This is a genomic window from Brevibacillus centrosporus, from assembly GCF_046622605.1.
GTDB classification, from domain to species: Bacteria; Bacillota; Bacilli; order Brevibacillales; family Brevibacillaceae; genus Brevibacillus; species Brevibacillus centrosporus.
The window spans coordinates 2,279,117-2,292,482 of the sequence record NZ_CP176856.1; the positions used below are offsets into that span (position 1 = coordinate 2,279,117).

A 13,366-nucleotide genomic window follows, 5' to 3' on the forward strand; every position below is an offset into this window, starting at 1 on the left:
CTCAGCAAAGGACGGGTCATACTAGTAGGAGGGGGAGTGAGACATGGCCACCAGCGTGATGGAACCACCGAAGCAGACGGCAGCAAAAAGCTCGCAGCTCTTCGTCCCTGACTACGTATTTGTCGAGCCGCATGCCTTGGATTATCCGCTCGGACGGGAGCTGTACGAGCGCTTTTCCCGGGAAGGCATCCCGATTCAAATGACAACCAGTCACAATCAGGTGCGTGGGATTCCCGGCGAGACAGATTTGGAAAAATACCGCAATGCCAAGCGAACGCTTGTGATCGGCGTACGGAAAACGCTCAAATTTGAAACCTCCAAACCATCAGCTGAATATGCGATTCCACTCGCAACAGGCTGCGCGGCCCATTGCCATTATTGTTATTTGAACACAAACGTGGGGACCAAGCCGTACATTCGTGTTTATGTCAATACGGACGATATCCTTGCGCAGGCGCAAAAGTACATCCTGGAAAGACCAGGGGAAATGACTCGCTTTGAAGCGGCCTGTACATCAGATCCCGTCAGCATTGAGCATATCACCGGGAACCTGAAGCGAGCCATCGAGTTTATGGGCACCCAAGAATTTGGCAGACTTCGATTCGTTACGAAATTTCATCACGTGGATTCGTTGCTGGATGCGAAGCACAACAAGCACACACGGTTTCGTTTCAGCATGAACGCCGATTATGTGATTAAAAACTTTGAACCCGGTACATCCACCTTCGCGCAGCGAATCGAGGCGGCCGGCAAAGTGGCGAGGGCAGGCTATCCACTTGGTTTTATTCTGGCGCCGTTATACTGGTTTGAAGGCTGGGAAGAAGGCTATACCGACTTGCTGGAGAGACTGCGCAGCCAGCTCGTGCCGGAGGCTTTGGAGGATCTGACGTTTGAGCTCATTCAGCATCGATTTACCAAGATCGCGAAAAATCTGATTCTGCAACGCTACCCTAAAACAAAGCTGGAGATGAACGAAGAGGAACGCAAATACAAATGGGGCAAGTACGGAAAGGGAAAGTATGTGTACCCGGATGTGCAGGCGAAGGCTTTGCAGGCTCATCTGGAAAACGAAATCAGCCGCTTGTTCCCACGTGCAAAAATAGAATATTTTACCTAGCGGAAAAAGGAAAAGCTGCCAGAAAAAATGGCAGTTTTTTCTTTTTTGAACGTATAGACAGGCCACGATAGAGGTTTTCTAACATCAAACGATTTTTTTCGACAAAAGATTATGTGCGTGCTACAATATGGAGTGCTCTCATTTTCGTGAAAGGAAACGAAGGATACATGAAGTCCATATTGATTACAGTTGAGGGGCCCATTGGAATCGGCAAAACATCCCTGTCTCGGGAATTGAGCCGTGCGTTTCAGCTGGAGCTGCTCGAAGAGATCGTTTACGAAAATCCGTTTTTGGGCAAATTTTATGAAAACATTGCGGAGTGGAGCTTTCAACTCGAAATGTTTTTCTTGTGCAACCGATACAAGCAGCTTCAAGACATTCATTCCCAGTATTTGAACAAAGGGACTTCTGTCGTTGCCGATTACAATATTTTCAAAAATACAATTTTTGCTAAACGTACGCTGACTGGAGATAACCTGCCCAAGTATCTCAAGATCTATGATATTTTGACCGAGGATTTACCGCAGGCAGATTTGGTCATTTATTTGACGGCCTCTATCGATACTGTCATGAAACGAATTGCCTTGCGTGACCGGGAGATCGAAAGAAGCATGGACGTCACGTACATGGAAAACCTGATTGCGGATTACAACGAATTTATGGAAGCATTTGAAAAACATCACCCTGCCACACCCGTCATTAAGTTCAACTGTGATGATTTGGACTTTGTGCATCGTCCTGAAGATTTGCGCAAAGTTCTGGAGACGATTGCTCCTCGCGTTTTGGAGCTGCAGGCGAAGCAGGGGTAAAAAGGGACGAGCTATAGCGAGAACTGTGAATAAGGAGTTGCGTACATGTCTAGGTTTCAAAACAGCCAAATCCGAGAAAAATACGGAATACCAAATAACGCGGTCATCACAATCGGGGGAACGGTCGGTGTAGGCAAGTCGACTTTCACACATGCACTTGCCGATCAGCTGGGCTTTCGAGTGTCCGTTGAAAAAGTGGACAACAACCCGTATTTGAGCCGCTACTATGGTGATTTGTCGCGTTGGGGCTTTCATCTGCAAGTCTTTTTCTTGGCTGAGCGCTTCAAGGAGCAAAAGCGGATGTTTGATTACGGAGGCGGGTTTGTCCAGGATCGCTCGATTTATGAAGACACGGGCATTTTTGCCCGCATGCTGTACGAGCAAGGAAACATGACGGAAGAGGACTATCGTACGTATACGGAGCTATTTGAAGCGATGGTCATGACCCCTTACTTCCCGCATCCGGATGTCTTGATTTACCTGGAAGGAAGCTTTGACGACATTATCGACCGCGTAAAAGAGCGAGGACGTCCGATGGAGCAGCAGACACCGGTCGATTATTGGCAGGACTTGTTTGGCCGTTATGAAAAATGGATCAGCTCGTTCAATGCATGTCCGATCCTGCGTGTTAACATCAACGAATACGACGTCGTGGATGACCCTGCTTCGGTAGAGAGCATCATCGCTCGCGTTGCCGAAAAAATTCGTCTCGGACGAGAGACTCGTTTATAAGAGTGTAGATCCCCCTTTGCGGCTATGGGCTGAGAAAGGGGGTTTTTGTTCTGCGCTGGCGAGGCATAATACACGTACTCTTCCCATAAAGGAGCGCAGACATGGCAGAAGAATGGTTTGAGCGCAGCTTTCAAGAAGATTACATGCTGGTGTACCGGCATCGGGATGATTCCACAGCCGACTCGGAGGTTGTCAATCTCTTGAGGCATTTGCCGATCCGAGATTCGGGGCGAGTGCTTGATCTTTGCTGTGGCAACGGGCGTCATTCAAGAGCTCTGGCTCGCCGGGGCTATGAAGTTGTCGGAGTCGACCTGTCTGCTGTACTCCTCAAGCAGGCAGCAGAACAAAACAGTGATCCGAATCTGACATACGAGCGTTATGACATGCGCTATCTGCCGTTTCACGACGAATTCGATATCGTGGTCAATCTGTTTACAAGCTTTGGTTACTTCGCCACGGATCAGGAAAACGCGATAGTCGTTCATAATATGGCACAGGCATTGAAAGCAGGGGGAGAGGTGGTCATAGACTACCTGAGTCCTAACCATGTAGCAGAGAATCTGGTGCCTTACTCGGAAAAAGAGGAAGCTGGCATGCGGATTCAAGAAGAGCGTTGGATTGAAGATGGCTTCGTCAAAAAACGAATTCTCATTCATGATCCTACGGCATCCGATCCTCGTGAGTATGAGGAGCAGGTGCGCTTGTTCACAGTGGAGCAGATGATCGAAATGCTTCAGATGGCGGGCATATCTCCAATCCAGATATTTGGAAACTACGAGTTTGAGCCATTCCATGCTGCAAATTCTGAGCGAATGATTTTCTATGCTATCAAGCAGCCGGTTCTTATTCAATAAAGGGCTGCCCAGCCTGCCGCTTCGATGCTGGAAGCGGTATTTCTTTTGGCATTCTGCGGCTAGTTTGATATGATGGGCAGTAACATCACATCGGAGGGATGAAAATGGATATCCAACAACACGAGCGTTTGCTCCGTCTTTTGACAGACGAATTCGAGAATAAAATGGCAACAGTCACGTTTACACAGTGGGACACAGACAGTGAGGACGAAGAAGAAGAAACCCAGTTTACGGGCAAGCTCGTTGGCTACAAGCTGACCGATAATGAATTTGAAGAGAAAGATTTGCTGCTGTTGTTTGCAGATGAAGAAGCGGAATCGGTTGAAATCCTGATGGAAATTCCAGGGGAAGAAGTCGATCTGGCTACCTTCGAAAATGGACGCCTCGCCATTTTTGGTACAGAAGCAGAAGTTGTTCTGGAAAAATGAGACGGCAGCAACGATACAGGTACGTGGGAACGCCAGACCCTATGACGCAAAAAGAGGCGTATCAATGCGAGAAATACATGAAGAAAAATCGGGATAGTCTGGTGAGAGCCGGAGAGTATCTGGTGGATGTGCCTGCGCTGTTGTCCTTGTTTCATCTGGATTGCTGGAATTGTCGTGCCGTGCACGGCGAAACCTGTTGTGAAGGGGGACAGCCGTACGCCGTGCAAAAACAGCAGATGTCGATCTTGGAAGAAGAACTGGCTTTGGTCGCCGCACAGCTGGGGGAAGAAAAGGAACGCACTCACTGGATGGAATACGGGATCTGGGATATTGCGCAGCCACCCGGCACGATTCGCATGCGACATGGAAACTGCCTGTTCTATCAGGAACTGGATGGCAGACGTGGATGTGCGATCCACGCCTATGCTGAAAGGACGGGGAAAGAGCTGTTTCCCCTCAAGCCATTTAGCTGTCAGCTGTATCCGCTAGATCTCATCGATACAGGAGATGCCATCTTACTCACCGCCGTGACGCCAGATACTTCTTCCTTTTCACGCTGGGGAACAGATTATTTGGAGCATTTCTATTGTGCGAGCAAGGAACGCAGGCAGCAGGCGGACCATGTAAACGCTGAGCTGTTTTCGCTGGATGGCTATCGCCCGGCTTATGAATGGAATATGCCTTTGCTGCGCTATTTGCTGAAGGAGCATGCAGAGCAGATCGAAGCCCTTCTGGCAGAACGTTCTGTGAATGTGCCTTGCTAATTGGAACGCGAGACCCCTTGTGTTATGATGGGTACGGCATGTAGTAGATTCGCAAAGGAGTATCAGCTATGAATATCAAGACAATGCAAGATTCGCGTACGATCCAGGCTTCTCTGGTTCAACCATCCGATACGAACTATCACGGTACGATCTTCGGGGGCTCCATGATGGCGTACATCGATGAGGTCGCTGCCATCGCCGCGATGCGTCATTCACGCCGCCCTGTCGTGACCGCTTCTATAGACTCCATCGACTTTTTGGCTCCCGTAAAAATGGGACATTCCATTTGTTTGGAAGCCATTGTAACCTCTACGGGACGCACTTCGATGGAAGTATTTGTAAAAGTCATTTCCGAAAATTTGCAAACGGGTGAGCGTATTTTGACGGCCACCTCCTTCCTGACGTTCGTTGCGCTGGATGAAGCGGGCAACCCTACTGAGGTGCCGGGCATCGTAGCCGAAACAGATGAAGAAAAACGTCTGATGGCATCCGCCGAGGAACGAAAGAAAATGCGCAAAGAGCGCAAGGCGAATACGCAAGCGTTTATCAGCGAGTTGACGATTGAGAAAACCATTTGATCAAAGTGGCTATTGAGAAGAGGAGGGACTGGCATGAAGTACCGCAGACTGGGGAAAACAGAACTGAAAGTATCTGTAGTGGGAGTAGGTACGTGGCAGTTTGGTGGAGAATGGGGAATGGACTTTACCCAGCAGGAAGTCGACCAGATTCTCGATAAGGCAAAGGAACTCGGGATCAACCTGATTGATACGGCGGAATGCTATGGAGATCACCTGTCCGAGCGTTTGATCGGCGGCTATCTGCAAAAGGACCGCCGAGAGGACTGGATCGTCGCTACCAAATTCGGTCATCAATTTCATGACAAGTTTTCCCGAACCGATCAGTACGGTGCAGCAGAGGTACTGCAGCAGCTGGATCAATCCCTGGCTGCTCTGCAAACGGATTACATTGACCTGTATCAATTCCACTCGGGTCCTGATTCGGCATTTGATAACGACGCTCTGTGGACCATGCTCGATAAACAGGTACAGGCCGGAAAGATCAGGCATCTGGGTCTTTCCATTTCGAAAAACGGCAATCTGTATCAGACGAGCAAAGCATCGTCTATCAATGCCAAGACCATTCAGGCTGTTTACAACCGTCTGGATCGCATTCCAGAAGAAGGTGTGTTTGCTTCCTGCGAAGAGCAAGATCTTGGAGTTTTGGCACGTGTTCCTCTGGCGAGCGGATATTTGAGCGGGAAATACAAGCCAGGCTCTGTTTTTGCCGGAAATGACGTGCGCCACAGACACGATCAGCAGCACGTGGCGAATCTGCTGAAGCAGGTGGAGGATATCAAGCAAAACGAAGTGCCAGAAGGAATGGACATGGCTCAGTGGGCATTGGCATGGTGCCTCAAGCATCCTGCGGTAACTACCGTGATCCCGGGAAGCAAGAGCCCTGCTCAGGTCGAAGCGAATGCCAAAGCGGCGGAATTCGTGAGTGACGATCATCCACTAGCGGTTCATCTCTCATAACGGAATAGGAATCGTGGTAAAGGGGCCGTATCACAGGATACTGCCCCTTTCTATGGGCGAAGCGTACGGTTACTCTAAAAAACGAGAGCGGATGTCAGGGGTAGGCAGCATACAATGCTCGGCCTTGCCCATCCAGCGGTATCGATTCCGGGCGATAAAATCATATCCCATGTCGCGCAGGCTCCTAGGAAGCAGCCCCGCCACGAAGGACAAAGCAGGCCATCCACCACGAAGCTTGCGTCCGACGCGTAAAATGGCATCAGATTTCGTGTAAAGGGTGCCGTTTTCAATCAGTACTACGGACTGCAGGTGATTCTCATGATGAAAAGCTGCCAGCAGCTCGCGGCCCTTCTCCGATTGCAAAGAAGCGAAATGGATGCACCCTTTTGGATCGCGCTGCAAAATAAATTGGACGGCGCCGTGACACAAATGACAAACGCCATCGAAGAGCAGGATCGATGCAGGCTCGCCTGAAGCGTGGATCGGTTTCATAGACGCAGCCCTCCCAGTTCCATGAGAATAATCGTTACGCCTCCATCATATCAAACACACGTTGGAAAAAGAATGGGGAGCATACTCGCTGCTCGCTCCTATTCCCAAAAAAGAGTTCCCTCGCGAACGAGCTGCTCCGCTCTCGCAAGGTCCGGGTGCATTTCCCGATCTTCCGTGAGGCGAGGAATGACATTGCGCAGCTGCTGATAAGCGCGCCCCGTACCCGCACCGAGTTCACCTGTACCAAACTCGATAGCTTGGGCTGCCGCCAAATATTCGATGGCGAGTACCTTCGCTGTATTGCCAACGACGGTTCGCAGCTTTCGAGTGGCTGTCGTCCCCATACTCACGTGATCCTCCTGATTGGCAGAAGAAGGGATGGAGTCGACGGAAGCTGGATGGCACAGAACTTTGTTTTCGGAGACGATGGATGCTGCTACGTATTGTGTAATCATGAAGCCAGAGTGGAGGCCGCCGTTCTCTGTCAAAAAGCCAGGGAGCCCGCTTAGCTGTGGATTCACCAGTCTCTCCGTACGACGCTCCGAGATGTTGGCGAGCTCGGCTATCGCAATCGCCATGAAATCGGCAGCGAAGGCCATCGGCTGACCGTGGAAGTTTCCACCGGAGATGACATCGCCCGTTTCGGAGAACAGAATCGGATTATCCGTTACGCTGTTGCATTCCCGTGTGACGGTTTGCCATACGTACTCGAGTGTGTCGCGGGTTGCGCCATGGACTTGCGGGATGCAGCGCAGGCTGTACGGATCTTGTACCCGCAGCTCACCTTGGGAGGAGGTGCGCTCGCTGCCTGCCAGATGGAGCAAAAGCTTGCGAGCAGATTCCTGCTGGCCCGGATGAGGGCGCACGAGATGCAGCTGCGGATCAAAGGCTTTGGGAATGCCGCGCAGAGCTTCTACGGTCATGGCAGAAATGACCTCAGCACTTTCCAGGACAACTCTAGCGTCGTACAGAGCAAGGCAAAGCTGTGCCGTCATGGCCTGCGTGCCATTGATAAGGGCGAGACCTTCCTTTGCCTGCAGACGTATCGGAGCAAGCCCTACCTGTTCGAGAGCGTCTTTTCCGGAAAGCCTTTGACCGTTTACCTCCGCTTCCCCTTTGCCCAGCATGACGAGTACCATATGCGCGAGGGGAGCGAGATCTCCGCTGGCTCCAAGAGAGCCTTGCTGAGGGATGATGGGATGAACGCCGAGATTGCAAAGCTCCACGAGATGCAGGAGCGTTTCCTCCCGAATGCCGGAGTAGCCTTTTGCCAATGCGTTGATCCGCAAGGCCATGATCCCGCGTACGACCTCTACCGGGTAGGGATCACCCATACCGCACGCGTGACTCATGATGAGATTTTCCTGAAGCTTGCTCACGTCTTCCCCAGAGATCATCACATCAGAGAATTTGCCGAATCCGGTAGTGATCCCGTAGATAACGCGCTGTTCTTCCACCATTCGGTCTACCATGGACCTGGAACGGCGCACGTTTTCGATCGCTTCCTTCGTTAATTCAATGCGCGCACCACCTCTTGCTATTGCGACTACATCTTCAATTTGCAAGTGATTCCCATCCATTTTCATTCCGTTTGCTTGCTGATTCATGTCCTCATTTTCCTCCTTTAGCTTAGCAGAGAACGAAAAGAAAGAGGGGTTAGGATACTAGATCCTAACCCCTCTTCCTGGGCATCTATGTGATTGGCAGACCGTTGAAGCCTTATTTCCCGGCATATGTCTTCCTCACTTTCGTTCAAATGCGGCTGTCTGATTATTTTAAGAAGTACCTCAATTGTAGCGTATGCATGCGCATAGTCAAGTGGTACATTGTCACGGCGACTACACTATTTTCGAAAAAACGGGCTTAGTCCATTTTCCTGATATAGGCGAGTGTCGTTTCTCGATTGGGATAAATGTCATACCATGTACTGTGTGATTTCACTTGAAAGGACGTGTTCCATTCCGTGGAAAGACGACGTAGAGTCCCTCCAAGCATGGCTCCAATGCCTCCCGCATTGCCGCGCAGACCGAAAGAAATGCCGAAACCGCCTTCGATGATGCCATCGCCGAACATGCCATCGCCGAACGTGCCGTCGCCAAATTTGCCATCGCCAAACGTCCCGTCACCGAATGTTCCTTCGCCGAATTTGCCATCTCCCAATATCCCATCGCCAAACCTGCCATCGCCGAATCGTCCATCCCCCAATTTGCCATTGCCGAAAATGGAGGCACCAAAACCGAAGCCAATCAAGCCACTTCGACCAATGCCGCAAAGACCGATCCTGCCCAAGCCGAATCAGTCGCTTCCCAATACACCGAACCGGATGCCAGCCAACCCAATGCCTCCAAACCGGATGCCAGCCAACCCAATGCCTCCAAACCGGATGCCAGCCAACCCAATGCCCCCCAATCGGATGCCAGCCAACCCAATGCCCCCCAATCGGATGCCAGCCAATCCAATGCCGCCGAACCGGATGCCGGCCAACCCAATGCCGCCAAATATGGGTATGCCAATGCCAAATCACCGGCCGCCGAACGTTTCTCCTAACATGCCGCACAGAAGACCAAATTCCTCGCCAAATCGGATGCCGCTGCCAAACAGGAGACCACCGAATTCCTCTGCCAACAATATGCCGCCGAACTGGGGATCTCCTAACAATCGTCCGCCGCAAGCGCATGGCGGTGTAGACATTGAGCTGTATCTGTTCAAATTCCAGTTCCATATGGATCGGATGCAATACTATCATCACAAATGCGAGCAACACCGCGAGAACCGCCGCAAGTACAGTGAATATCGCAAGCATTATAAACACCACCAGCGCAGGATGAAGCATTACCACGATCGATGCCAGACATGGGATCATCGGGGAAGCAGCTCAGCAGGCAGAGGTTCTTCCTCCCATGGCCATAGAGGATCATCTTCTGGATGCGGCTGTGGTTGTGGTTGTTCCGATTAGAAAGTGCAACAGACGCCGCTTGGACAGTGGCGTCTGTTTTGTTATGTGATTCAGGAAAGAGAAGCCGTCGCTTCAACGTCCATTTTGCGCTTTTGTAATTCGCGACGCAGTGTGAAGAGGGCGTCATCCTTGTTTTTGCATTCCAAGATAATATCCACATGGTAATGGGCGAGCGGAGAAATAAATTCGATAAATTGATCTGGGTCGATGTTGTCCGCGTGGGCACGAAAGTCTTTTTCTGATTTCGGCGAGGACATATGCATTTTCGGCGTTCGCGTTCCCCACGTCTGAATGATGCGCGGCACATAATCGACCCAATTCTCTCCGTCGTTGAGGCATTTGTGATGGTGGTAATCAAAAACCATCGGAATGCCAAGTCGTTCGCATAGCGTGAGTACATCGACCATGGAAAAGGAAGAGTCGTCGTTTTCGACCACAAGCCGTTTTTTTACTTCCTCCGGGAGCTGTTCGAAATGGGCTGCGAATCGTTCAAGAGCCGAGGCCTTATCATCGATGATGCCGCCAACATGTGTAACCAGAACGGAGTTGTCATCCAATCCCAGCAGATCAAATACACGGGCGTGGTATTGAAAATCTTTGATCGTGGACGCAACTACGGATGGCTTGTCACTGTTTAATATGCTGAAATGACCGGGATGAGCTGTCATACGAATGCCGTTGCTGCGGATAAACTCGCCTGCTTTTTGAAAATCCCAGGCGAATTCCTTTGCCCAGTCCCAACTTTCGGCTACTGCATGGGTAGCTAATGGGACAAATTCCGAGGGCAAGCGATACAAAAAAATATGGTTATCCACATTGTAGGCAAGTAAATCCATCAAATTGAAAAAGTTGGTCTGCAGGATATGTCTCAATTTCTTTAGGCGTGCTTGTGGTTCAAGCTTGTTCAGCTGGGCGACAGTCGTTTTCTTGTTCGGGTTGTTTTTCGTTTTTACACTGATGCAGGCATAACCCAAACGAATCAAGGAACTCCCTCCCTTTATACGGCGTGTCTACGCTGTAGTATCCCCGTGCAAACCGAGATTTAGCGGGCTGAAAAGTTCCCAACAAAACCAGTCACACCAGCCGACTGAGTTCTTGTCAGTTGAAAACAAAACGGATAAGATAGGGGAATATTACCATACCGCGTCCGAGCTTGACTCCGAACAAAAAAGGGGAGTTTAATGAACACGCTCAGTTATTCTTATAATTTTGCCCTCGTCATTTTTTCTTATCTCCTTGCGGTAATGGCGTCTTACACGGCATTGAGTTTGAGTACGCGCATCCATGACTCTCAAAAAAAGGGACGGATTTTCTGGCTCTGCGCCGGAGCAATCTCTATGGGGTTCGGCATTTGGGCCATGCATTTTGTCGCCATGCTAGCACTCCATCTGCCGGTTGAGGTTCAGTACGATGTGGCGATCGTTATTTTGTCGATCCTTTTTGCCATGGTTGCTTCCGGGATCGCTTTATGGGTGATCAATACCAAAACCATGACGAGAAAAAGGCTTGTCATCGGTGCTCTTTTTATGGGAGTGGGGATCGCTTCCATGCACTATACGGGAATGGCTGCCATGAAAATGGATGCAGTCATCGAGTATAACTGGTTCTTTTTCGGACTGTCGATCCTGGTGGCGATCGTCGTCTCCGTAGTTGCACTTCTGTTGACGTTTCGCTTGCGTTATGCGTCGGATGCTAAAGGAGTCGGACTCAAGCTGGCTGCTGGACTGCTCATGGGCGCTGCTGTTGCCTTCATGCATTATACAGGAATGTACGCAACGACTTTCGTAGGAGGGGACCACCTGTCAGGCCATCAGGCAGAGTTCATGGCAGCTGATATGAGGCTGATTGCTTATGCAGTTGGGGTCGTCACCCTGTTTATTCTCGGAGTGACGCTGTTCTCCATATACATGGACAAGCTCTTTGCCCGAAATACACTGCGTGTCATGGTAAGCGACCAGCGATACAAATCCTTGTTTGAGCATAATTACGACGGCGTCATGTTTTATTCCATCGATGGAAAAGAAAACGTTTTAAATCCGGCAGCGAAGGATTTGACAGGAGCAGAGCGGCTGCCGCTGGATTCGTTAAGGGCTCTGTGCAGTACGCAGGATGCAGAGCAGGTAACGAAGTTTTTCGAGGAAGCTGTAAGGGGAAACTCCAATAACTACGAAGTTTGTATGACGACCAATAAAAAGCAAGTTCATTTGAATTTAACCAATGTTCCTGTTTTTGTAGACGATGCCGTTGCTGGCGTCTTTATCATTGCACGCGATGTTTCGAATCAAAAGCAGGCAGAGGCAAAAATCAATTATTTGGCTTTTCATGACGCACTTACTGGTCTGCCGAACCGCAGATACGTGGAAGAAAAGCTGGATGTCATGATTGAAGAGGCACGCCAAGGTGGATATAGCGTGTACGTGATGTTTCTCGATCTGGATCGCTTCAAGCTCGTTAACGATTCCCTCGGACACGATTATGGCGATCTTTTGTTAAAGGAAGCAGCTATGCGCCTGAGCAACTGTATCGGGCAAAGAGGCGTTGTGAGCAGGCTGGGTGGGGATGAATTTATGGTAATACTGGCAGATGTTCCAGAGGAAACGGTTGCACAGGTAGCGGATTCCTTGAATCGGACCATCGAGCAGTCCTTCCTCATCAATGGTCATGAGCTGTACATTACCACGAGCATTGGAATATCTCGCTACCCACTGGACGGGGATGACCGCCACGGGTTGATGAAAACGGCGGATACGGCCATGTACTCTGCCAAGGAGCGGGGAAAAAACAGCTATCACATGTACGCCCCCGATCTGCAGCAAATAACCAGCGATAAAATGTTCATTCAAAATGAATTAAATCGGGCATTGGCATTGGGCGAGCTGGATTTGTACTATCAGCCGCAGATCAGTGTCAGCAATGGGGACATCGTAGGCATGGAGGCATTGCTGCGCTGGAATCATCCGGAGCGAGGGCTAGTGTCACCCGACCAGTTCATCGCTGTTGCAGAAGAGACCGGCTTGATTGTGCCAATTGGTGAGTGGGTTCTGCAGACGGCGTGCAAGCAAAACATGGAATGGCAAAGCCAAGGCCTACCTCCCATTCGCATGGCAGTGAATTTGTCAGCACGCCAGTTTTTGAAAAAAGACTTTACCCAGTTGGTTGCGGATATACTGGAGCAAACGGGGCTCGCGCCTCACTATCTGGAGCTGGAAATCACGGAGAGCACCATGATCGACGTACACCGGGCGAGCAGCACGCTGGCTGAGCTGAAGCAGCTGGGTGTACATATCGCCATCGATGATTTTGGGACGGGCTATAGCTCTTTGTCCTATTTGAAGGAATTTCCCTTAAACCGCCTGAAAATTGATCGTTCGTTTGTCAGGGACATGAAGCAAAGTCCCAGCAACAGAGCGATTGTCTCCACGATCATTGCCATGGCGCACAATCTGGAGCTGCGAGTCATTGCGGAAGGCGTCGAAACAGACGATGAGCTCGCATTTTTGCAGGAGCATCTATGTGAAGAGGTGCAGGGGTACCTGTTCAGTAAGCCGCTTCCTCAGGATGAAATCACTACCTATATGCAGAAGCGAAAGCAAAAAATTTCATAAGGCTACTATGGTAGAACGCAGGAAAAGATCCTGCGTTTTTTTGTGTAGATCAGCTCCTTCAGAGAGATCCAGAA

Annotated in this window: 15 protein-coding genes; 9 read left to right on the forward strand and 6 right to left on the reverse strand. The window is 50.2% G+C overall.

The features are described 5' to 3' along the window. Positions 1 to 43 precede the first annotated feature (43 nt). The 8 genes from splB (at position 44) to ACLIN2_RS11720 (ending at position 6,239) form a co-directional block, all read left to right on the forward strand. The gene (gene splB / locus ACLIN2_RS11685; protein WP_411504108.1) at positions 44 to 1,117 is read left to right on the forward strand and encodes a spore photoproduct lyase; all 1,074 of its coding nucleotides are present in this window, start codon (positions 44 to 46) and stop codon (positions 1,115 to 1,117) included. Positions 1,118 to 1,284: 167 nt separating this feature from the next. Further along, positions 1,285 to 1,926 (forward strand): deoxynucleoside kinase, encoded by a 642-nt coding sequence (locus tag ACLIN2_RS11690; RefSeq protein WP_092268205.1) that lies wholly within the window; start codon positions 1,285 to 1,287, stop codon positions 1,924 to 1,926. A 45-nt stretch (positions 1,927 to 1,971) separates the two neighbouring features. Then, entirely contained in the window at positions 1,972 to 2,658 is a 687-nt protein-coding gene (locus ACLIN2_RS11695) for a deoxynucleoside kinase (protein ID WP_092267966.1), read from the forward strand. Between the two features lie 101 nt (positions 2,659 to 2,759). Then, entirely contained in the window at positions 2,760 to 3,512 is a 753-nt protein-coding gene (locus ACLIN2_RS11700; RefSeq protein WP_411504109.1) for a class I SAM-dependent methyltransferase, read from the forward strand. Positions 3,513 to 3,616: 104 nt separating this feature from the next. Beyond that, positions 3,617 to 3,940 carry a hypothetical protein gene (locus ACLIN2_RS11705; protein ID WP_301170585.1) on the forward strand — a complete coding sequence of 108 codons (324 nt, stop codon included), beginning with the start codon at positions 3,617 to 3,619 and terminating at the stop codon, positions 3,938 to 3,940. After that, positions 3,937 to 4,704 (forward strand): DUF3109 family protein, encoded by a 768-nt coding sequence (locus tag ACLIN2_RS11710; RefSeq protein WP_411504110.1) that lies wholly within the window; start codon positions 3,937 to 3,939, stop codon positions 4,702 to 4,704. The genes ACLIN2_RS11705 and ACLIN2_RS11710 overlap by 4 nt, the downstream gene beginning before the upstream one ends. A 68-nt stretch (positions 4,705 to 4,772) precedes the next feature. Further along, complete coding sequence (locus ACLIN2_RS11715) at positions 4,773 to 5,282, forward strand: acyl-CoA thioesterase (protein ID WP_092267970.1); 510 nt, start codon at positions 4,773 to 4,775, stop codon at positions 5,280 to 5,282. Positions 5,283 to 5,315: 33 nt separating this feature from the next. Beyond that, complete coding sequence (locus tag ACLIN2_RS11720) at positions 5,316 to 6,239, forward strand: aldo/keto reductase (protein WP_092267971.1); 924 nt, start codon at positions 5,316 to 5,318, stop codon at positions 6,237 to 6,239. Positions 6,240 to 6,308: 69 nt separating this feature from the next. On the opposite strand, the gene ACLIN2_RS11725 is transcribed toward ACLIN2_RS11720, so the two are convergent. From ACLIN2_RS11725 to uvsE, 6 genes are all read right to left on the reverse strand, one after another. Then, complete coding sequence (locus tag ACLIN2_RS11725) at positions 6,309 to 6,731, reverse strand: thiol-disulfide oxidoreductase DCC family protein (protein WP_122960521.1); 423 nt, start codon at positions 6,729 to 6,731, stop codon at positions 6,309 to 6,311. A gap of 98 nt (positions 6,732 to 6,829) precedes the next feature. Beyond that, positions 6,830 to 8,338: a histidine ammonia-lyase gene (gene hutH, locus ACLIN2_RS11730; RefSeq protein WP_411504111.1), complete on the reverse strand. Its 1,509-nt coding sequence runs from the start codon at positions 8,336 to 8,338 to the stop codon at positions 6,830 to 6,832. Between the two features lie 256 nt (positions 8,339 to 8,594). After that, the gene (locus ACLIN2_RS11735; protein WP_411504112.1) at positions 8,595 to 9,020 is read right to left on the reverse strand and encodes a hypothetical protein; all 426 of its coding nucleotides are present in this window, start codon (positions 9,018 to 9,020) and stop codon (positions 8,595 to 8,597) included. Then, entirely contained in the window at positions 8,978 to 9,244 is a 267-nt protein-coding gene (locus ACLIN2_RS11740) for a hypothetical protein (protein ID WP_411504113.1), read from the reverse strand. Before ACLIN2_RS11740 ends, ACLIN2_RS11735 begins: the two co-directional genes overlap by 43 nt. 7 nt (positions 9,245 to 9,251) lie before the next feature. Then, the gene (locus tag ACLIN2_RS11745; protein ID WP_327929964.1) at positions 9,252 to 9,422 is read right to left on the reverse strand and encodes a hypothetical protein; all 171 of its coding nucleotides are present in this window, start codon (positions 9,420 to 9,422) and stop codon (positions 9,252 to 9,254) included. 315 nt (positions 9,423 to 9,737) lie between these two features. Then, positions 9,738 to 10,670: a UV DNA damage repair endonuclease UvsE gene (gene uvsE / locus ACLIN2_RS11750; RefSeq protein ID WP_411504114.1), complete on the reverse strand. Its 933-nt coding sequence runs from the start codon at positions 10,668 to 10,670 to the stop codon at positions 9,738 to 9,740. Between the two features lie 354 nt (positions 10,671 to 11,024). Between uvsE and ACLIN2_RS11755 the strand changes: the two genes are divergently transcribed. Then, complete coding sequence (locus ACLIN2_RS11755; RefSeq protein ID WP_400582171.1) at positions 11,025 to 13,292, forward strand: bifunctional diguanylate cyclase/phosphodiesterase; 2,268 nt, start codon at positions 11,025 to 11,027, stop codon at positions 13,290 to 13,292. Positions 13,293 to 13,366: the final 74 nt, after the last annotated feature.